18 protein-coding genes and 3 tRNA genes are annotated in these 20430 nt (G+C 57.9%); 4 read left to right on the top strand and 17 right to left on the bottom strand.

The window, feature by feature from the left end:
• Positions 1 to 11: 11 nt before the first annotated feature.
• From K7A42_RS19535 to K7A42_RS19500, 8 genes are all read right to left on the bottom strand, one after another.
• The gene (locus K7A42_RS19535; RefSeq protein ID WP_282455728.1) at positions 12 to 272 is read right to left on the bottom strand and encodes a hypothetical protein; all 261 of its coding nucleotides are present in this window, start codon (positions 270 to 272) and stop codon (positions 12 to 14) included.
• Positions 272 to 1462: an NADH-quinone oxidoreductase subunit D gene (locus K7A42_RS19530; protein WP_004441317.1), complete on the bottom strand. Its 1191-nt coding sequence runs from the start codon at positions 1460 to 1462 to the stop codon at positions 272 to 274. The genes K7A42_RS19535 and K7A42_RS19530 overlap by 1 nt, the downstream gene beginning before the upstream one ends.
• A 1-nt stretch (position 1463) precedes the next feature.
• On the bottom strand, positions 1464 to 1892 hold the full coding sequence (locus K7A42_RS19525) for a GFA family protein (RefSeq protein ID WP_004441314.1): 429 nt from the start codon (positions 1890 to 1892) through the stop codon (positions 1464 to 1466).
• Complete coding sequence (locus tag K7A42_RS19520; RefSeq protein WP_004441311.1) at positions 1889 to 2491, bottom strand: NADH-quinone oxidoreductase subunit C; 603 nt, start codon at positions 2489 to 2491, stop codon at positions 1889 to 1891. The genes K7A42_RS19525 and K7A42_RS19520 overlap by 4 nt, the downstream gene beginning before the upstream one ends.
• A 20-nt stretch (positions 2492 to 2511) precedes the next feature.
• Entirely contained in the window at positions 2512 to 3096 is a 585-nt protein-coding gene (locus tag K7A42_RS19515) for a NuoB/complex I 20 kDa subunit family protein (RefSeq protein ID WP_282455727.1), read from the bottom strand.
• On the bottom strand, positions 3087 to 3452 hold the full coding sequence (locus tag K7A42_RS19510; RefSeq protein ID WP_003496469.1) for an NADH-quinone oxidoreductase subunit A: 366 nt from the start codon (positions 3450 to 3452) through the stop codon (positions 3087 to 3089). The genes K7A42_RS19515 and K7A42_RS19510 overlap by 10 nt, the downstream gene beginning before the upstream one ends.
• Positions 3453 to 3887: 435 nt before the next feature.
• Positions 3888 to 3964 (bottom strand) — tRNA-Asp (locus tag K7A42_RS19505).
• 41 nt (positions 3965 to 4005) lie between these two features.
• Positions 4006 to 4082, bottom strand: a tRNA-Asp gene (locus K7A42_RS19500).
• Positions 4083 to 4529: 447 nt separating this feature from the next.
• Here K7A42_RS19500 and K7A42_RS19495 point away from each other — a divergent pair.
• Positions 4530 to 4605 (top strand) — tRNA-Val (locus tag K7A42_RS19495).
• A 652-nt stretch (positions 4606 to 5257) separates the two neighbouring features.
• On the opposite strand, the gene K7A42_RS19490 is transcribed toward K7A42_RS19495, so the two are convergent.
• From K7A42_RS19490 to clpP, 5 genes are all read right to left on the bottom strand, one after another.
• Entirely contained in the window at positions 5258 to 7456 is a 2199-nt protein-coding gene (locus tag K7A42_RS19490) for an esterase-like activity of phytase family protein (RefSeq protein WP_282455726.1), read from the bottom strand.
• Positions 7457 to 7797: 341 nt separating this feature from the next.
• Positions 7798 to 8073 carry a DNA-binding protein HupB gene (gene hupB / locus K7A42_RS19485; protein WP_003502360.1) on the bottom strand — a complete coding sequence of 92 codons (276 nt, stop codon included), beginning with the start codon at positions 8071 to 8073 and terminating at the stop codon, positions 7798 to 7800.
• A 285-nt stretch (positions 8074 to 8358) separates the two neighbouring features.
• Positions 8359 to 10776 (bottom strand): endopeptidase La, encoded by a 2418-nt coding sequence (gene lon / locus K7A42_RS19480; RefSeq protein WP_004441301.1) that lies wholly within the window; start codon positions 10774 to 10776, stop codon positions 8359 to 8361.
• Between the two features lie 415 nt (positions 10777 to 11191).
• On the bottom strand, positions 11192 to 12469 hold the full coding sequence (gene clpX / locus K7A42_RS19475; RefSeq protein WP_003521528.1) for an ATP-dependent Clp protease ATP-binding subunit ClpX: 1278 nt from the start codon (positions 12467 to 12469) through the stop codon (positions 11192 to 11194).
• A 292-nt stretch (positions 12470 to 12761) separates the two neighbouring features.
• On the bottom strand, positions 12762 to 13394 hold the full coding sequence (gene clpP / locus K7A42_RS19470) for an ATP-dependent Clp endopeptidase proteolytic subunit ClpP (RefSeq protein ID WP_004441299.1): 633 nt from the start codon (positions 13392 to 13394) through the stop codon (positions 12762 to 12764).
• Between the two features lie 447 nt (positions 13395 to 13841).
• Between clpP and K7A42_RS19465 the strand changes: the two genes are divergently transcribed.
• Together K7A42_RS19465 and K7A42_RS19460 are read left to right on the top strand one after the other, a co-directional pair.
• On the top strand, positions 13842 to 15089 hold the full coding sequence (locus K7A42_RS19465) for a sensor domain-containing diguanylate cyclase (RefSeq protein WP_004441298.1): 1248 nt from the start codon (positions 13842 to 13844) through the stop codon (positions 15087 to 15089).
• 78 nt (positions 15090 to 15167) lie between these two features.
• The gene (locus K7A42_RS19460) at positions 15168 to 16415 is read left to right on the top strand and encodes a cytochrome P450 (protein ID WP_282455725.1); all 1248 of its coding nucleotides are present in this window, start codon (positions 15168 to 15170) and stop codon (positions 16413 to 16415) included.
• Between the two features lie 12 nt (positions 16416 to 16427).
• Here K7A42_RS19460 and K7A42_RS19455 read toward each other — a convergent pair whose 3' ends face one another.
• The gene (locus K7A42_RS19455; protein ID WP_322784294.1) at positions 16428 to 17198 is read right to left on the bottom strand and encodes an SDR family NAD(P)-dependent oxidoreductase; all 771 of its coding nucleotides are present in this window, start codon (positions 17196 to 17198) and stop codon (positions 16428 to 16430) included.
• A gap of 89 nt (positions 17199 to 17287) precedes the next feature.
• Between K7A42_RS19455 and K7A42_RS19450 the strand changes: the two genes are divergently transcribed.
• Positions 17288 to 17602, top strand: a complete 315-nt coding sequence (locus K7A42_RS19450) for an ArsR/SmtB family transcription factor (RefSeq protein ID WP_006697985.1) — start codon at positions 17288 to 17290, stop codon at positions 17600 to 17602.
• A 23-nt stretch (positions 17603 to 17625) separates the two neighbouring features.
• Here K7A42_RS19450 and K7A42_RS19445 read toward each other — a convergent pair whose 3' ends face one another.
• The 3 genes from K7A42_RS19445 to K7A42_RS19435 all read right to left on the bottom strand — a co-directional run bounded on the left by K7A42_RS19445 (position 17626) and on the right by K7A42_RS19435 (position 19777).
• The gene (locus tag K7A42_RS19445; RefSeq protein WP_004441292.1) at positions 17626 to 17970 is read right to left on the bottom strand and encodes a cupin domain-containing protein; all 345 of its coding nucleotides are present in this window, start codon (positions 17968 to 17970) and stop codon (positions 17626 to 17628) included.
• A gap of 15 nt (positions 17971 to 17985) precedes the next feature.
• Positions 17986 to 19269 (bottom strand): O-acetylhomoserine aminocarboxypropyltransferase, encoded by a 1284-nt coding sequence (locus tag K7A42_RS19440; RefSeq protein ID WP_112554967.1) that lies wholly within the window; start codon positions 19267 to 19269, stop codon positions 17986 to 17988.
• Positions 19270 to 19342: 73 nt separating this feature from the next.
• A complete protein-coding gene (locus tag K7A42_RS19435) occupies positions 19343 to 19777 on the bottom strand; it encodes a CoA-binding protein (protein ID WP_022556028.1) in 435 nt (144 codons plus the stop codon).
• Between the last annotated feature and the right edge of the window lie 653 nt (positions 19778 to 20430).

Genomic DNA, 20430 nt, shown 5'->3' with positions numbered 1-20430 from the left:
CTCACGCCTTTTCAGTTTAACGTCTCACACCGCGATCTCGCCACCGTGACGAATTCGCAGGCATAAGCCGCCTTGTCTTTTTGCATGAACACGATGAACTTGCTGCCATTGGGAACCGAGGCCTTGATCTCGTATCCCGACGACAGAAGCTGCTTGATGGTCGAGGAGCCGCCGCTCGCCAACGATACACCGCCCTCGTCCGTCGCCGTCTGGGCGAAAAGGGGGGTGGACATCGCTGCGAGAAAAGCCGGAATGGCCAGCGGCAGACGCATCAGCGGTCGACCTCCCCGAACACGATGTCGAGAGAGCCGAGCACGGCTGTAACGTCGGCAAGCTGATGGCCCTTGCACAGAAAATCCATGGCCTGCAGATGGGCATAGCCCGGAGCGCGGATCTTGCAGCGGTAAGGCTTGTTGGAACCATCGGCAACCACATAAACGCCGAACTCGCCCTTTGGCGCTTCGACGGCGGCGTAAACTTCGCCAGCGGGAACGTGGTAACCTTCGGTGTAGAGCTTGAAGTGGTGGATCAGCGCTTCCATCGAACGCTTCATCTCACCGCGCTTGGGCGGAACCACCTTGCCATCCAGCGAGGAGACCGGGCCGATGCGGTGCTTGCCGGACAAAAGCTCGACGCACTGCTTCATGATCTTCACGGATTCGCGCATTTCCTGCATGCGGATCAGGTAACGATCATAGCAGTCGCCGTTCTTGCCAACAGGGATGTCGAATTCCAGATCGGAATAGCACTCATAAGGCTGCGAACGACGCAAATCCCAGGCAGCGCCGGAACCACGCACCATCACGCCCGTAAAGCCCCAGGCAAAGGCATCTTCCAGCGAGACGACGCCGATATCGACGTTACGCTGCTTATAGATGCGGTTATCCGTCAGGAGGCCCTCGATATTGTCGAGGACGGTGATGAAGGGATCGCACCACTTGCCGATATCGTCAACCAGTTCCGGCGGCAGGTCCTGGTGAACGCCGCCCGGGCGGAAATAGGCCGAGTGCATGCGCGCGCCACAGGCGCGCTCATAAAACACCATCAGCTTCTCGCGCTCTTCGAAGCCCCAGACCGGCGGCGTCATCGCGCCCACGTCCATGGCCTGCGTGGTCACGTTCATGATGTGCGAGAGGATGCGGCCGATTTCCGAATAGAGAACGCGGATCAGCTGGCCGCGCATCGGGATCTCGAGGCCGAGCAGCTTTTCGACGGCGAGCGCGAAAGCGTGCTCCTGGTTCATCGGCGCGACGTAGTCGAGACGATCGAAGTAAGGAACGGCCTGCAGATAGGTCTTCGTCTCGATCAGCTTTTCGGTTCCGCGATGCAGAAGACCGATATGCGGATCAACGCGCTCGACGATTTCGCCGTCCAGTTCCAGAACCAGACGCAGCACGCCGTGCGCGGAGGGATGTTCCGGACCGAAGTTGATCGTGAAGTTGCGGACGTTATGCTCAGTCATTCTAGTGCTCCGCCGAGGTGATCATGGCGATGAATTCGGGGCCGGTCATGTTCTGCGTGATCTCAGCGAAGGAATAGCTCGAAGGCTTTTCATCCGTGAAAATCTGCGACGCGAACCTGAAACTGGAAGGGTTGTCAAAAGCCTGCAGCGACACGGCAAAATGCTTGCCATCCTTGGAACGCCACATCAGCGTGCTGCCGCAATTCTTGCAGAAGCAGCGCTCGCCCCACTCCGACGAGGAATAGACGCCGAGGCTCTCTTCGTTTTCGACGGAGATATCAGCGCATTCGACGGCCAGAAACGCGCCGCCGGACCAGCGGCGGCACATGGAGCAATGGCAAACGCCGAATTCGCGGGCGCCGATGACGGCCTCAAGGCCGACGGCGCCGCAAAGACATTGCCCATGCTCTGTCGCGGAGACCTGGCTCATTGCTTGGCCTTTTCGTCGCCAGGAAGAACGTAATCGGTCCCTTCCCAAGGGGAAAGGAAGTCGAAGTTACGGAATTCCTGCTTCAGCTCGACCGGCTCATAAAGCACGCGCTTCAGAACGTCATCGTAACGCACTTCAACAAAGCCGGTAACCGGGAAATCCTTGCGCAGCGGGTGGCCTTCGAAACCGTAATCGGTGAGGATGCGGCGAAGGTCCGCGTGGCCCTCAAACGGAATGCCATACATGTCCCAGGCTTCACGCTCGAACCACTCCGCACCCATGTAGACGGAGGTCGCAGAAGGAACGCCCTCGTCCTCCTCCACCTGCAGCTTGACGCGGACGCGCAGATTCTGGCGCGGCGACAGCAGGTGATAAACGACATCGAAACGCTTTTCGCGCTGCGGCCAGTCAACGCCGCAGATATCGATGATATTGACGAATCCGCACTGCACATCGTCGCGCAGGAAGGTCAGAAGCGCGATTACGCTTTCAGGCGTCGTGTTCAGCGTCAGCTCGCCATAGGCGATATCGGCCGACACCACGAGTGAACCGCGCGCTTCCTTAACGTAAGCAGCAAGATCGTTGAGAGCTTCGCTCATTCTAAATCCGTCCTTTGCCCTTAGCGCTCGATCGTACCGGTACGCCGGATCTTTTTCTGCAGCAGAAGCACGCCGTAAAGCAGCGCTTCGGCCGTGGGGGGACAGCCCGGAACGTAGATATCCACCGGCACGACGCGATCGCAGCCGCGCACGACGGCGTAGGAATAATGGTAATAACCGCCGCCATTGGCGCAGGAACCCATGGAGATGACGTAACGCGGCTCAGGCATTTGGTCATAGACCTTACGCAGAGCCGGAGCCATCTTGTTGGTCAGCGTGCCAGCGACGATCATCACGTCCGACTGGCGCGGCGAGGCGCGCGGGGCGACACCGAAGCGCTCCATGTCGTAACGCGGACCGGAAGCCTGCATCAGTCCTTCGACGGCGCAGCAGGCGAGACCGAACTGCATCCACATCAGCGAGCCGGTACGGGCCCAGGTGATCAGTTCGTCGGTCGAGGTGACGAGGAAGCCCTTATCGGCCAGCTCGTCGTTGATTTCCGTGAAGTAGGCATCGTTGCTGCCAACCGGCTTGCCGGTGGAGGGATCGATGATCCCCTTCGGCTGCGGCGTGACGAGCGTGCCGTTGTTCTGGCTCATGCCCATTCCAGCGCTCCCTTCTTCCACTCATAGATAAAGCCGATGGTGAGAACGAGGAGGAACACCATCATCGACCAGAAACCGAACCAGCCCATCTCACCGAAAGACACCGCCCATGGGAACAGGAACGCGACTTCGAGGTCAAAGATGATGAACAGAATCGACACCAGATAAAAGCGGATATCGAACTTCATGCGGGCATCGTCGAAGGCGTTGAAACCGCACTCGAAAGCAGAGAGCTTTTCCGGGTCCGGCGCCTTGTAAGCGACAGCGAAAGGCGCGATCAGAAGCGCCAGGCCGATGACAAGAGCGATACCGATGAATATTGCGATCGGAATGTAGGAACTGAGGAGTTCAGTCATGGTCTCTTCCCTGCCCGGCCGGGTGCCGGGCCTGCCTTTGTGACCTTAGTCTCAAAGAGCGGACAAATATGTTGCAACGCCAAAGTGGTTAGCGCAGCCGCGCCCTCTCTGCAAGAGTTTAGGCACCATTTCAAGACACCTGCCGCATTGATTGGCAACAATATTGCCGGAATTGACGCAAATTTGGGCCACATTTCCGACCTAAGCCCCTCAAATACAATAATAATCGATTGAAGGAAGCAACCGCAAAAAAGTCACACGATTTTTACGCCCAAACGTTGGCGAAGTGACGATATCGGGAAATCGAAACTTGACTAATAAAAGCAGGAAAAATCCCGCGGAAAACGGCCGGAATCAGAGACCTGAATCGCTGAAGACAAAGCCGCGCAGACCGCGCATCGATTGTTCAGATGGAGACATTTCAAGAAGGAGAAATGGCGCGAGTGACGGGGCTCGAACCCGCGACCTCCGGCGTGACAGGCCGGCACTCTAACCGACTGAGCTACACCCGCGCTCCACAGACATTCATCTGCGTTTTTTCCGAGGAACAGGATGGCGCGAGTGACGGGGCTCGAACCCGCGACCTCCGGCGTGACAGGCCGGCACTCTAACCAACTGAGCTACACCCGCTTATCCTGACCGACAGAACCTTGGTTCCGCCGTACGAACCAGCCTCGGCTGTTCGTTGAGCGGCTAACTACGGCGTTCGTGCGGGGGTGTCAAGCAGGTTTCACGACAAAAGAATAAGCTTTTTTATTTTGATCAGGAAAAACCCTGGGGCCTTTTATCGACGCTCCGGCAAATGCCCTGTTTTGCGGGCTTTTCCCAACGAAAACAAAAAACTTGTCCACAGCCAGCCGCTTTATCAACGTCATTTCTACGGGGCCGTCATGACGTCATTGGTTTCTGAATTTACCAAAAAGCCCGCAGTTCCCGGCTTTTTACCCCTCCCCTTCGGCGGAGGGAAAAACCTCCCCGAAAAAAAACAAAAAAACTTCACAAAAGCCCTTGCGGTTTTTTTCCGATCCGAATACATCACGGCCACCGACGCGGCGGACATGATCCGCAAGACGCGAAGGGCGATTAGCTCAGTTGGTAGAGCGCCTCGTTTACACCGAGGATGTCGGGAGTTCGAGTCTCTCATCGCCCACCATTCCTTCTCACAGTGATTTAAAGAACCCTTGCCGATTGCGGTTTGAACCGTATGCGGTTGCGCTTCACCATGTATGCTTGGCTTCGATGCGCAGCCCCTGCCCTCGGTGGCATGGAAGGGGCCATGGTCGCGCGCTACTGCGGTGTAGAATCACATTTCCCAGTTGCCGCGTCGTGCCAAACCGGGACTTTCGTTTCAGATTCGCACAGCCGCAGCCATCCCTGTTTCACCCCGCAACATACCGAAAAATAAGCAGATTTAGAATTTTTAAAGAGATTTCGGGCATTGTTTTCAGGCCGTTTCATGATGAGCGGTAGAACTGATGGATGAAACCATGTCACTCGACGCGTTTGTTACACTCGCGCTTATTGCGCTGCCTGTTTACATTTTTTTCCGCTGGGTCCAGCAGGATTCGGAGAAACCAGATATTTCCAAAAACAAGAATTCCATGGGGCGGTGATCCGGGCGCTGGGATCGCACCATTATCCCGGACGACCTCCGGAGAGAACTTTCGATCACCGATGCGAAGCGGCAATGCCTTTTGAGGGCTTGCATATGACGTATCGTATAAACGCCCGGCATTCAGACCCATACCGCATTAAAAAAGCCGGGCTATGCCCGGCTTTTTCCGTTGCGGCGCTGTCGTGTGCAATCAGTTGATCGCCTTCATCTCGACCTTGAAGAACAGCGTCTCGCCGGAAGAATCATCGACGCCGTCATTATCTGTCACGGCATAGGCCGTTCCCGCCTTGTCGAAGGTGAAGCCTTCCAGCTTGTCGACGACATAGCCGTTGGTCTGGGCCTTGAGGTCCGGCAGGAAGTCATGGGCTTCCTGCTTGGTGACCAGCGGCAATTCGCCACCGATCTTGCCCGGCTTCAGGTCAGCAATCGCCACGCGGTAGAGCTTCTTGATCTTGGCTTTGTCACCAATCTGGTTGTCGCGCTCGACGATATAGACATTGTCGCCCTGTGCGGTGATTTCGGACAGGCCGACCCAACCGGCTTCGGTCTTATCGAGCGGGTAGCGCACGGCGCCCCATTCCTTGGACTTCGGATAATAGGAGACGAGCTTGACGAAGCCCTTCTCGTCCGTGCCCCATTCGCGCTGCACGGCCATCCACAGCGTCGCGTCATCGCCCTTGCCGATCATGGTAACGCCTTCGAAACCGAAGCGGGTATCGCCGGCGAGCAGTTCCTTTGGCAAGGCGATTTCGGCCTTGATTTCGCCCTTGGCATTGACGTTGTAGAGCGCATGCGGAACAAGCTTGGCGCTGTCGCCTTCGGAGGCCAGCCAGAACCCTCCCTTGCCATCCAGCGTGATGCCTTCGATGTCGAGTTTCTGCGCCGCAATGCCGTCGCGCTTGACACGCAGCACGTTGGTGATGGTGGCGGGCTTCTTGGTCGCGTCGATGGTGTAGATTGACGGCTGGTTACCATAGACCGAGTCGGACACGGCATAGAGGATGCCTGGCTTCTCGGCATCGCCTACCAGACCCGAAAGAGCGCCCCAGCCGATAGGCGCACCATCGACAGTGGCGGAAACCAGTTGCGGATAGGCCGGCTCGCCTTCGGCACGTTCGTAGATCATGACATGCGAGCGGGCGCCGCCGTCTTCCACCAGATCAGCCTCATTGGCCGTGACGAAGAGGTTGCGCGCGGGGATGGCGACAGCGCCTTCCGGCGAAATGCCCGAAGGCAGGAGCTGCGTGAGCTGCGGCTCTGCGCCGGTATCCTTATAAACAGCGGCAATCGAGGCGCGCTCGGCGAGGACGAAGAAGTACTTCTGGCCATCGAAGGTCGCCGTTTCGAGGCCTTCCGGCTCTATGCCCTTTGCCTTGGAGCGCTTTTCCGGATAATGGCCAATGGCCGCTACCGCGTGCTCGAGCGAAGCGCCAGCCTCATAAAGAAGCTTGCCAGTCTTGTCGAAAATGGTGAAGCCGCGTGCACCGCCCTGCCAGTCGCCTTCATTGGCGATGACGATACGGTCATTGTCCAACCACTTGACGGCGTCAGGTTCGCGCTTGCGGCCTTCCTGCTTGTCGGTGAATTTCAGCTGGCCATCGGTCTTGGTGTCGATGCCTTCCAGATTGACGGTGCCGGCAGAGAAATGCGTCTTCACCGTGCCGGTCTTGCCGTCGATGATGACTATATGGTTGTTTTCCTGCAGCGTCAGCGCGATCTCGCCATTGGCATTGATCGAGACGAATTCCGGTTCCGGATCTTCAGGGGAAATCTCGGCGAGACCGGTGACGTCGATCTTCTTCAGCGTCGCGCAGTCGGCAACGCTGTCCTTCAGGCCGACAGTGACGAGATAACCGGCTGGCATCTGCGGCAGAGCGCCTTCGTTCACCTCTTCATCACGTTCGTTTTCGATAGCGATGGCGGCAAAGGTTTTATCCGGAGACACCGCGACTGAATCCGGTTGACCGCCGAGATCACAGCTCGCTTCGATCTTCTTGGCAGCGATATCGACAGTCACGAGCTTGCCGGAGGGCTTGGCGCGGTTTTCCGAGGTATTGACGCCGGCGAGAACCTTGAGACCGGCAACGGCAACGGAGGTCGGCTCACCTTCCAGCAGCAATGCGCCGCCGGCCTTGGGAGCCTTGGCATCGGTGATGTCGATGAAGCCGATGCCGCCGAGCGGGCTGTCCGAATAGATCAGCGTCTTGCCGTCTTCGCTGGCGGTGATGATTTCAGCCGAGGTCACGGACTTGGCGTCCTTGTCCGCGGGCAGGTTCTTCGCTACCGGGAAAGAAGCAATGCGGTTAAAAACCGGCTCTGCGGCCGCCGGAAAGGCTGCAGATGTAAGCAGAGCCGCGGTCAAGGCCATCTGAGAAAATCGGAACGCCATTTTATCCCCCTTGGGTTCAGAAATATCCCAAGGCTTCTGCGTCACGGACATGACAGTGGCATGACACTTCATGGCCCGGAATCAAAAAGCCCGGCCGCAAAGGCCGGGCTTTCGTGTTTATGCGCATATTCCGTATATCGAAACGCCGTGTGTCCGGATGGAGGCTACACAGGCACGCCCGACTTTCATTCCATACCATTCGGCATAAACGGCGCCGCTCGAAAGAACTTTCGAAAGGCACGCTCCTTAGACCGGTTGATGGCGTGAGCGCGTCAAAACATGCTTCCTCGTGAACCTGAAAAGCCGCCGCCCGCCGCGGGCGTTACGGCTTTCCGGAAACCTTACGAGTTGACGGCGTCCTTCAGGCCCTTGCCTGCGGAGAACTTCGGAACGTTGCGAGCCGGGATATCGACTTCAGCACCCGTGGAAGGGTTACGGCCCTTGGAGGCTTCACGACGGCTGACGGAGAAGCTGCCAAAGCCGGCGAGGCGGATATCGCCACCGTTCTTCAGTTCGCTCTGTACGGTTTCGAATACGGCATCAACAGCGGAAGCAGCATCTGCCTTCGTGAGACCAGCCTTTTCGGCAACAGCAGAGACGAGCTCGTTCTTGTTCATGTTTCCACCCCTTTCAATGGTTTGAAACGACTCAAATTAAGCCGGCGCAGAATACGTTCGTATCCGCGCGCAGCAACTCAAAAGCGCTGGAATCGCCTGAAAAACAAGGGGTCTGCGGTTTTTTTCACAAAAAAGGCCGACATTTCTGCCGGCCTTCCCCATAATCGTGCCAATTTCGCATCACTTGCGCCGACCTGAAGCCGTACCTTCGTCGTGAAGCCTAACGCATTGAATCTACGCAGGACCTGTCGCGAGCACCGATTCCGGCCCTCGCGACGACGCGTCTCAATGCGCGATGGTCTGGCTGCCGTCATCAACGCCTTCGACCGTTGCGATCACCGGCGTCTCGATGCTGCCATCCCACTCGATGGGCTCCGGCTGGCGAATGAGGGCGTGCTTGATAACCTCGCCCATGCGCGACACCGGAATGATTTCCATCTCGTTCTTCACATTATCCGGAATCTCCGCCAGATCCTTGGCGTTTTCTTCCGGGATCAGCACCTTCTTGATGCCGCCGCGAAGCGCTGCAAGCAGCTTTTCCTTCAGGCCACCGATCGGCAGAACGCGACCACGAAGCGTGATCTCGCCTGTCATCGCCACGTCCTTCGAGACCGGAATACCGGTCATGATGGAGACGATCGCGGTTGCCATGGCGACACCGGCGGACGGACCGTCCTTCGGGGTTGCCCCTTCCGGAACGTGCACGTGGATGTCGCTCTTGTCGAAGCGCGGCGGCTCGATGCCGAAGTCCACGGCGCGCGAACGGACATAGGATGCCGCCGCCGAAATGGATTCCTTCATCACTTCCTTGAGGTTGCCGGTAACCGTCATGCGGCCCTTGCCCGGCATCATCACGCCTTCGATGGTGAGCAGCTCACCGCCGACTTCCGTCCAGGCCAGACCCGTGACGACACCGACCTGATCCTCGCGCTCAGCCTCGCCGTGGCGGAACCGCGGAACGCCCAGATAATCCGGAACGTTTGCTGCGGTAACCTCAACGGACTTGACCTTGCCCTTGATGATCTCGGTGACAGCCTTCCGCGCCAGCTTCATCAGCTCGCGTTCGAAGCTGCGCACGCCCGCCTCGCGGGTGTACTGCTGGATGACAACCATCAGGGCATCATCGGTGACCGAGAATTCTTCCGGACGCAGGGCATGTTCCTTGATCGCCTTGGGCAGCAGGTGACGCTTTGCGATTTCGCGCTTTTCGTCTTCCGTGTAACCGGCGATGCGGATCACTTCCATACGGTCCATCAGCGGGCCGGGAATGTTCAGCGTGTTGGCCGTGGTCACGAACATCACGTCGGACAGGTCGTATTCCACTTCCAGGTAGTGATCCATGAAGGTGGAGTTCTGTTCCGGATCGAGAACCTCGAGCAGCGCCGACGACGGATCGCCACGGAAATCCATGCCCATCTTGTCGATTTCGTCGAGCAGGAAGAGCGGGTTTGCCTTCTTGGCCTTCTTCATCGACTGGACGATCTTGCCCGGCATGGAGCCGATATAGGTGCGGCGGTGACCGCGGATTTCCGCTTCGTCACGAACGCCACCCAGCGCCATGCGCACATACTCGCGGCCGGTCGCCTTGGCGATCGACTTGGCGAGCGAGGTCTTGCCGACGCCGGGCGGGCCGACGAGGCACAGGATCGGGCCACGGATCTTCGTCGCGCGGGCCTGCACGGCCAGATACTCGACGATACGCTCCTTGACCTTGTCCAGACCGAAATGGTCCTGATCCAGGATCTTCTCGGCATTGTTGAGGTCCGCCTTGATCTTGGACTTCTTGCCCCAGGGCAGACCAAGCAGCCAGTCCAGATAGTTGCGCACGACAGTCGCTTCCGCGGACATCGGGCTCATCTGGCGCAGCTTCTTCATTTCCGCTTCGGCCTTTTCCTTGGCCTCCTTGGAAAGCTTTGTCTTGGCGATGCGCTCTTCCAGCTCGGCCATCTCGTCACGGCCGTCCTCGCCGTCGCCGAGCTCCTTCTGGATCGCCTTCATCTGCTCGTTCAGGTAATATTCGCGCTGGGTCTTCTCCATCTGGCGCTTTACGCGCGAGCGGATGCGCTTTTCGACCTGAAGAACGGAAATCTCGCCTTCCATGAAGCCAAGCGCTTTTTCAAGCCGCTGCTTCACGCTGACGGTTTCCAGCATTTCCTGCTTTTCGGTGATCTTGATCGACAGGTGCGAAGCGACCGTGTCGGCGAGCTTCGAGTAATCATCGATCTGACCGGCAGCGCCGACAACCTCGGGCGAAATCTTCTTGTTGAGCTTCACATAGCTCTCGAATTCCGAAACGACCGAACGCGAGAGCGCCTCGATCTCGACCGGATCTTCGGCAGGCTCCTGCAAAGGCGTGGCCGAGGCTTCGTAGAAATCCTCGCGACCGGTGTAGCTGTCGATCTGGGCGCGGCCCTTGCCTTCCACCAGCACCTTCACGGTGCCGTCGGGAAGCTTCAGAAGCTGCAGGACATTGGCGACCGTGCCGACCTTGTGGATGGCTTCAGGCGCCGGATCGTCGTCGCTGGCGTTGATCTGGGTAACAAGCATGATCTGCTTGTCGGAGCCCATGACTTCCTCGAGCGCACGGATGGATTTTTCCCGCCCGACGAACAGGGGAACGATCATATGCGGGAAAACGACAATGTCGCGCAGGGGAAGTACCGGATAGGTACCGCCAGATGCCGCAGACGTGATGTTCGTCATATCATTTCCTTTCCATGGTCCCTTTCGGGACACTTTGCCGAACGTCTTGGGGGCGTCCGGCATATTCATTTCTCGAGACTGAAAGTGGAGTTTCGAAACACCGATTTCAAGTCGTCGGAGCAGACGGCCTTACGCGACGGCAGGACCGTGAAATTCAACAAAACTCAGCGCTGGCTAATACTACCGACATTTCCGGTTATCCTCGAGGGCTCAGGAACCGGGTCGCCGACGAAATTCACATTTCCGTCATATCGCGCTGCAAATCAGTTGTAAGACTTTATCAGCAAAGCGCAATCCGCTCCAAACGCAAAATCGGGCTTCGTCAAGTTAGCCGCAAGTTTCGTAAGGCCCATCTAATAGAAAAGGCCCGCACGGATGCGGGCCTCTGATTTCATCAAACATCACAGCAGCCGGATTACGCCGAGACGTTGGTCTTTTCTTCCTGACGGTCCGCATAGATGTAGAGCGGACGCGCAACGCCGCTAACGACGTCGTTGGAAATGACCACTTCGCGCACGCCCTCCAGCGTCGGCAGTTCGAACATGGTATCCAGCAGGATCTTTTCCATGATCGAGCGCAGGCCACGGGCACCGGTCTTGCGGGTGATCGCCTTGCGGGCGATTTCGCGCAGCGCGTCCTCGTGGAAGGTCAGCTCGACGTCTTCCATCTCGAACAGGCGCTGGTACTGCTTGACCAGAGCGTTCTTCGGCTCGGACAGGATCTGGATCAGCGCATCTTCATCCAGGTCTTCCAGCGTCGCCAGAACGGGCAGACGGCCGATGAATTCCGGAATGAGGCCGAACTTCACCAAATCTTCCGGCTCCAGCTCGCGCAGCACTTCGCCCACACGACGGTCGTCTTCCGCCTTGACGGTCGCACCGAAGCCGATCGAGGTCTTTTCGCCACGGGCCGAGATGATCTTGTCGAGGCCGGCAAAAGCACCGCCGCAGATGAACAGGATGTTGGTCGTATCCACCTGCAGGAATTCCTGCTGCGGATGCTTGCGGCCGCCCTGCGGCGGTACGGAAGCGACCGTGCCTTCCATGATCTTCAGAAGCGCCTGCTGAACGCCCTCGCCCGATACGTCGCGCGTGATGGACGGGTTGTCCGACTTGCGGGAAATCTTGTCGACTTCGTCGATATAGACGATGCCGCGCTGGGCGCGCTCGACATTGTAATCCGCAGCCTGCAACAGCTTCAGGATGATGTTTTCCACGTCCTCGCCGACATAACCGGCTTCGGTCAGCGTCGTTGCGTCCGCCATGGTGAAGGGAACGTCGATGATGCGGGCGAGCGTCTGGGCAAGATAGGTCTTGCCGCAGCCCGTCGGGCCGACGAGCATGATGTTCGACTTCGCCAGCTCGACATCGCCATTCTTGGAGGCGTGCGCGAGGCGCTTGTAGTGGTTGTGAACGGCCACGGACAGGATTTTCTTCGCCTGCTTCTGGCCGATGACGTATTCGTCGAGGATCTTGATGATGTCCTGCGGGGTGGGTACACCCTCGCGCGACTTCACCATAGACGTCTTGTTCTCCTCGCGGATGATGTCCATGCACAATTCGACGCATTCATCGCAGATGAATACCGTCGGTCCGGCAATGAGTTTCCGGACTTCGTGCTGGCTCTTGCCGCAGAATGAACAATAGAGTGTATTCTTAGAGTCGCCGCCGTTGCTGCCGCTGACTTTGCTCATATCTCTTTCCTTCCAGCACGCCGCAGGTCCGTCAAACGGATCGCGGTCAACTTACCGCCCGCAGATACGGCCGCCCTTGGGGTGCATCGCCGTATCCGCCTCGTTTCCCGGGGTACTAACCGTATCAGATACAGGAGCTGATAACCGGCGGCAACGAATTCCCCATTAAACCAAAGGCCGCGTCATAAAAAATCAACATAGCCTTTATATATACTAATATCGCTTTCTGTTCCGGTTGAAAGCCCCGAAATTACTTTTGCGGGGTCAAACAAACGTCAAAAAGCGTCGCGCCTCAATTCGCGACGGCGCCTTCGATTTCCTGGCGCGAGGTCAGGATCTTGTCGATCACGCCCCAGTCCTTCGCCTCGTCTGCATCCATGAAATGGTCGCGATCAAGGGTTTTTTCAACCTCTTCGAGCGTGCGGCCGGTATGCTTCACGTAGACTTCATTGAGGCGGCGCTTCATCTTGATGATGTCGCGGGCGTGGCGTTCGATATCCGAAGCCTGGCCCTGGAAGCCGCCCGATGGCTGGTGCACCATGATGCGTGCGTTGGGGGTGGCGAAACGCATTCCCTTTTCACCGGCAGCGAGAAGCAGCGAACCCATGGAGGCAGCCTGGCCGACGCAGAGCGTGGAGACCGCAGGGCGGATAAACTGCATCGTATCGTAGATCGCCATGCCGGCGGTCACGACGCCACCTGGCGAATTGATGTAGAGCGCAATTTCCTTCTTCGGGTTCTCGGCCTCGAGGAACAGCAGCTGCGCGCAGACGAGCGACGCCATCTGGTCTTCCACCGGGCCGGTGAGGAAAATGATGCGTTCCTTGAGAAGACGGGAAAATATGTCGTAGGAGCGTTCGCCGCGATTGGTCTGCTCAACGACCATCGGCACCAGAGCCATGGCGGTATCAACTGGATTTTTCATGTCCGTCCTTTGTCAACTCTGCCCGTTGCGGAAACCGCCCCGGAATCACTTCTAACCTTCATACTCCCTACATAGAGTGTCCCTGCCCCGTACTTCAAGACACGAAGCCGCATATCCTTAACGGCTCAACAGCGTTTGCAGAGCTTCAGAGGCCGGCCGCGGCGGGCTTTTGCACCCGTTCGTCCCGGCCGCAGCCATTTGTCTCCCCGCCATCAATTTTTTACCAAGACTGGCGAGGACCAAAAAAATGTACTTCATGCACAGATATAACTTCTAACCGGCAAGAACTCGTTAGTATTTGCTGCTGATACTGAAAAACGAATTTCGGTTCCCATCGGCGAACAGCCCTATCCGGGCGAAATGGCAGCTCAACAATTCAGCGGGAATAACGCACGTCGTGCGAGCTTCTCCGCTTTTGCCGCATGATGGCGCAGATAGGATTTTGCAATGCTGGATGCAAAGACGAGCACGCTACTATGGGCGGCGGAGACGTTCACCCTTGCCGTGCTTCTGGGAACGCTGTGGCTGCACCGCCCTTCCCGCCGGCACAATCTCTATTTCGCCGCCGGCTTTCTCGCCACCGGCTTCGGCACCGTCATGGTGGCGTTTCGCGGAGATATTTCCAGTTTCCTGTCCATTCAGGTCGGCAACGCGCTGGCGCTTTCCGCCTTCGGCTTCTGGCTCGCGGGCCTCTTGTCCCTGGAGAAGCGCAAGCTCGCTGGCTGGATTGCCATTCCGGCCCTCCTGTGGATCGCCGGAATGTTCGTCCCACCCGTGCGAGAAAACATGGTGGCCCGGATCCTGCTTTATCACGCCAGTGCGGCCACGGGCTATTTCATGCTCGCCGGTGTGCTTCTGGCAAATGGCGAGCGCAGGTCGCGCAGCAGAAAAGTTCTGGCGACGATTCTGATCCTGCAGGCTTTTGCCGGCGCCGTCGTCGCCTCCATTGTCATCCCGGCCAATGCGGCTGCGCCCAACGCCATTCCTCTGACATCGGCGCTCGCTTTTTCCGGCATGCTCGGCTTCACGGCCATCATCATGATCAGCGCCAAGATCATCATGGAGGATACGGAGCTTCGTCTTCACCGGCTCGCCATGACCGATCACCTGACCGGTGTCCTTAACCGGCGTGGTCTGCTGGAGGAGTTCGACCGCATCAAGAAGCGCTCACACGGCTCCAGCCGATATGTGGCGCTTGTTCTCTTCGATATCGACCATTTCAAGAAGATCAATGACAGATACGGCCACCAGTCCGGCGACGCCGTACTCGTGCATTTCTGTCAAATCGCGCAACGCGCGATCGGCGACCGCGGCCTTTTCGTGAGGATGGGCGGCGAGGAGTTCGCGCTGGTGGCGGAGGTCGAAAGCCCCTCCAGCACCGTCACGCTTGCCGAATCCATCCGTAACAATCTGCTTCTTTCGAAAATCACCTCACGCGGCGAACCCATCAAGGTGACGACCAGCGTCGGCATATCCGAAGCGATGATCAAGGACGCCGAGCTGAATGTGATGATGACCGAGGCCGACCGAGCGCTTTATGCCGCAAAGAAAGCCGGGCGCAATCGGACCGTAATCCACGTAAATTCGGCCAATGTCGTCGTGCCCGCCTCGGACCGTGACGAAAACCCTATGGATAACAATGCCGACCGGCAGGTCGCGGCGCTGAACCGGATATCCGCAATTGCCAGCCGGTGAAGGTGTAACCATTTGGTGACATATAAAGGAACGCCTGCCGCCCTTCCCAAAGCGCCAAGCGCGGAATAAACCATCAGCATGACAGCGACGTTTCCCTTTCTCAAAATCGATTCCGCCACCCGCCACGTTTCACTCGATGCGCGCGACCCGGCTTTTTACAACGATCCGAACCCCGTCTACGCCGCCCTGCACGCGCAATGTCCCACTTTCTACTGGGAAGAGCAGCGGCAATGGTTTTTCACCTCTTATGACCATGTCAGCTCGCTGCTGCGCGACCGCCGGTTTGGACGACAGATCCTGCATGTGGCAACTCGTGAAGAGATCGGCCTGCCAGAGCCGCTTGAGCATGTGAAGCATTTCGCCCTGGCCGAGCAGCATTCGCTTCTGGAACTGGAGCCGCCGGAGCATACGCGGCTGCGCACGCTGATCAACCGCGCCTTCGTGTCACGGCATGTCGACAAGATGAAGCCGGAGATCGAGGAACTCGCCAACCGGCTGATTGACGCTTTCGAAGAGAAGGGCGAGACGGAACTGCTTTCCTCCTACGCCGATATCATCCCGGTAACGATGATCGCCCGGATGATCGGCATTCCCGAGGAAATGGGGCCGCAGCTGCTGAAGTGGTCGCATGCTTATGTCGGCATGTACATGTTCAAGCGCACACCGGAAGACGAGCTTCTGGCCGACAGGGCTGCGAAGGAATTTTCGGATTATGTGCGCAGCGTGATCGCCGAGCGGCGGGCCAAGCCTGAGGACGACCTGCTGAGCCACATGATCCATACCGAGCACAAGGGTCAATATCTGACGGACGACGAGCTGGTGTCCACCACCATCGTCCTGCTCAACGCGGGCCATGAAGCGACCGTTCATCAGATCGGCAATTCCGTGCGTATCATTCTGGAGAGCGGGATATCGCCGCAGACCTTGTTCAGCGATGAGGCCGCCACGGAACGCACGGTGGAGGAAACCCTGCGGATCTGCGCGCCGGTGCACATCTTCCAGCGATGGGTTCTGGAGCCGGTCGAGATTGACGGCGTGCAGTTCAAGCGCGGCGACAAGGTGAGCCTGATCCTGGCTGCGGCCAACCTCGATCCGTCAAAATTCCCTGATCCACTGACCTTCCGGCCGGAGCGCAACGAAGGCGCCAATGTCTCCTTCGGCGCCGGCATCCATTTCTGTATCGGCGCGCCATTGGCAAGACTGGAACTGAACCTTGCCCTGCCACTGCTTTTCAAACGCCTGCCGCGCCTGAAAATTGCCGAGCCGCCCAAGGTCAAGGATGTCTATCATTTCCATGGGCTGGAGCGGCTCGATCTCAGCTGGTAGCGTGTGCCGGCCTTAAATCTGGGCCAGACCGCCATCGACCGAAAGCTCGACGCCGGTGATGTAACTGGCCTTTGAAGAGGCCAGGAACAGAACGGCCTCAGCGATCTCGTCGGGGTCGGCCATCCGGCCGATCGGCGCGGCATCCTTCAGATAGGCCTCGAAACCGGCGATCTTTTCTTCATCGAGCTTCAGGCCGTTTTCCATGATCGGCGTGCGGGTCACGCCCGGGCTAACCGTATTGACGCGGATGCCCCGCGCCTTGAGGTCGTTGGCAAAACTGCGGGCGAATGAGCGAACGGCCGCCTTGGAAGCATTATAGGCGCTCAACCTCTCCAGGCCCTTGTTGCCGACGATCGACCCGGTGAGCACGATCGAGCCGCCATCGCGCAGGACCGGCAGCAATGTCTGCACGGTGTAGAAAACGCCCTTGACGTTGATGTCGAAAATCCGGTCGTACAGCGCCTCGTGGGTATCACCGAGGTCATTGTTCTCGGCAATGCCGGCATTGGCGACGAGCACGTCCACCTTCCGGCCATCGGCTTCAATGCGCGCCTTGAGCCGCTCCAGATCGGAGAGCTCGGCAACATCGGACGCGAAGCCGATCGCCCCCTGCCCGAGCCTGGCGACCGCTGCCTCGAGATTGGCGGTATTGCGGCCCGTCACGTAAACGGCGGAGGCTCCGCCTTCCAGAGCCAATCTCGCGACGGAAAAGCCGATGCCAGTCGACCCACCGGTGACGACCACGACCTGCCCACTGAATAATCCAGACATTGCAAACTCCATGAATGTCGTAATTTCCGAATAACCATAATTCGGTATTTCGGTTTTATTGAAATATTGAAGCTTGTCAATCCGTGTGCTAGAGGCGGTCCATGGCTCAGTTTTTTCATCCCGCACGCGAAGACATTTCGCTCACGGCCGTGCTCGCCGCTCTTGGCGAACCGGCACGCATGGGCATCATCCGAAAATTATGGGGCTCCGAGACCGGACAGAATTGTGGAGCCGCGGCACCCTGTCAGGACATGCCGCGTTCAACCCTTTCCAGCCATATGCGGATCCTGCGGGAGGCAGGCTTGATTCGAACCCACAAACAGGGTGTCGAGAATATCAGCGTCGTGCGTGTCGACGATTTGGAAGCCCGTTTTCCCGGGCTCCTTCAATCCATCATTTCGTTCGACCAGCAATAGCGTGACCGAGCGGATTTCCGCCGTCACAGCCTGATGACATAGTCTTTTCGTGTTGTCTCCACGACTTCCCAGGTGCCAGTAAAGCCGGGCCGCAGCACAAGCCTGTCGCCCGGTCTGAGGTCACGCGGGGGCCCGCCATCCTCGGTCAGGATGGAATGGCCCTCGAGGATGCTGAAATATTCCCATTCGTCATAGACGACACGCCATTTTCCGGGTGTGGATTGCCAGATGCCGGCATAAATTCCGCCCTGCGCTTCCTCCAGATTCCATGTGGTGAATTTGGGGTCGCCGGAGATCAATCGCTCCGGCGCTGGCGCACCATGCTCTGCTTCGAGGGGAGCATCTTCGAATGTCAGTAGGTTGCTCATCGCGACGCCGACCTCTCAGACTTTTGCAAGCGATTGTTCAAGATCGGCAATGATGTCGTTGACATCCTCGATTCCGACGGACAGACGCACCACATCCGGACCGGCGCCGGCCGCCGTCTGCTGCTCCGGCGTCAGCTGGGCATGGGTGGTGGAAGCCGGGTGGATGACAAGCGAGCGCGTGTCACCGATATTGGCGAGATGGGAGAATAGCTGCAGCCCTTCGACCAGTGCCTTGCCGGCCGCATAACCGCCCTTGACGCCAAATGTAAAGACCGAACCCGCGCCCTTCGGCGAGTAACGCTGCTGGAGGGCGTGATTGTCGCTTTCCTCCAGGCCGGCATAATTCACCCAGCCGACCTTGGGATGTGCCTTAAGCCATTTGGCGACGGCAAGCGCATTGTCTGAATGGCGTTGAACGCGCAGCGGCAGGGTCTCAATTCCCGTGAGAATGAGGAAGGCGTTGAAGGGCGAAATCGCCGGGCCGAGATCGCGCAGGCCAAGCACGCGGCAGGCGATGGCAAAGGCGAAATTACCGAAAGTCTGGTGGAGCACGACGCCGGAATATTCGGGCCGGGGCTGTGACAGGGCCGGAAACCGGTCAGTCGCCGACCAGTCGAACGTTCCGCCGTCAACGATGATGCCGCCCATGGAATTACCGTGGCCACCGAGGAATTTCGTCAGCGAATGCAGTACGATGTCTGCACCGTGTTCCAGCGGTCGCAGCAGATATGGGCTTGCCATCGTGTTGTCGACGATCAGCGGCAGGCCGTGCCTATGGGCAACTTCGGCAATTGCGGCGATATCCACAAAGGTGCCGCCTGGATTTGCAAGGCTTTCTATGAAGACGGCGCGCGTGCGCTCATCGATCTGCTGTTCGAAACTGCCGGGATCGGTGGCGTCGGCCCAGCGAACCTGCCAGTCGAAACCTTTGAAGGCGTGGCCGAACTGGTTGATCGATCCGCCGTAAAGCTGACGGGCGGCGATGAAATTGTCGCCGGACTGCAGCAGCGTATGAAAAACCAGCAATTGTGCGGCGTGGCCGGAGGCGACGGCAAGCGCTGCGGTACCACCCTCAAGCGCGGCCACACGCTCTTCCAGAACCGCCTGAGTGGGGTTCATGATGCGGGTGTAGATATTGCCGAACTCTTTCAGCCCAAACAGGGCGGCGGCATGATCCGCATCACGGAAAGCGTAGGCCGTCGTCTGATAGATGGGTGTCGCCCGTGCGCCGGTCGTAGGATCAGGCTGTGCGCCCGCATGGATGGCCAGCGTTGAAAAACCGGGATTGCTGCTCGGCATGATGTTTCCTCCAATGGAATTCTGGAGGGATCATAATGCCTTGACGCCAAATGATAAGCCCAATCCGTACCAACTATCGTGCGATATTGAGACGCGGATACTCAATTGCCGGGCAACGGTTCATCACCACGTCAATGCCATAAGCCTCGGCCTTGGCGGCGGCATTATCGTCCCGCACGGATAGCTGACCCCAGATCACCTTTGGGCGTTGCGGCAGCAAGATCGCCTCGTCGACAATCGCGGAAAGATATTCCGGCGCACGAAACACATCGATCATATCAACAGCCTCGGGAATATCGGCCAGCCGGGCATAGACCGCCTGTCCCAGTATCTCCTTGCCCGCCTGACCCGGATTGACCGGAAACACGCGATAGCCCTTGGACAGCAGGAAGCGCATGACGCCATGGCTCGGCCGATCCGGATTGGGCGAAGCTCCCAGCAGGGCGATGGTTTTGACATTCGTCAGGATTTTCCTGAGGTAATCCGCTTCGTAAGTATCATGCTGCATGTCAACTTATTCCTTTGGCATACCACCTGATCCAGAGAGGCGCAGGCGTCTGGAGCGTTGCTTTAATGCCCACCAGCCTCTCCTCTCCCGCATGGTTCCAGCGCCGGCAACCTTCACGCCGTTTCATGCGATGCCATTCTCATCTAGGACGCTCCGGTCGTCTCCGGAACCCCGAAAGCGCAAAAATTAATATCTCCGCCGGATCGGCACTCTGCAACCCCGTTTTCATCGACGCAAAATGATTTCACAAAATCGCGCACACACCGGATGTATTGAGTATTTTCATCCACTTTTCAAAAATTGCGCCGAACGGCCATCGAAACAGGCGGAAACAACATTAGCGTGCATTTCATGCGCTCTTCGTCTCCTGTTTGTTTTCATTCCGTTCACCGGTTATTTAGCCGCGACTAATTTTCAAAAAGTTATTTCTTAAACCAACCATTCTATAAGTCTGCAACGTTATAGTGGAGTTTCGATGGGGATTCTGAAATTTATTTTCATTGGTGATCATACGATTTTAGTCGCCCCCACGCTCATTTGAAACGCCAGGCGCAATACCAACAACTGGGATAATTGGTGTGCTCTGTCATTTTTCAAGGAAATCCGCAGCGCGAGGCAGAGCCGCAAGCCGTGCATCAGGCGTTATTTTCCGG

It is taken from the genome of Agrobacterium sp. InxBP2 (genome assembly GCF_026191755.1).
GTDB classification, from domain to species: Bacteria; Pseudomonadota; Alphaproteobacteria; order Rhizobiales; family Rhizobiaceae; genus Agrobacterium; species Agrobacterium pusense.
This window is presented reverse-complemented; position numbering and strand designations above follow the sequence as displayed.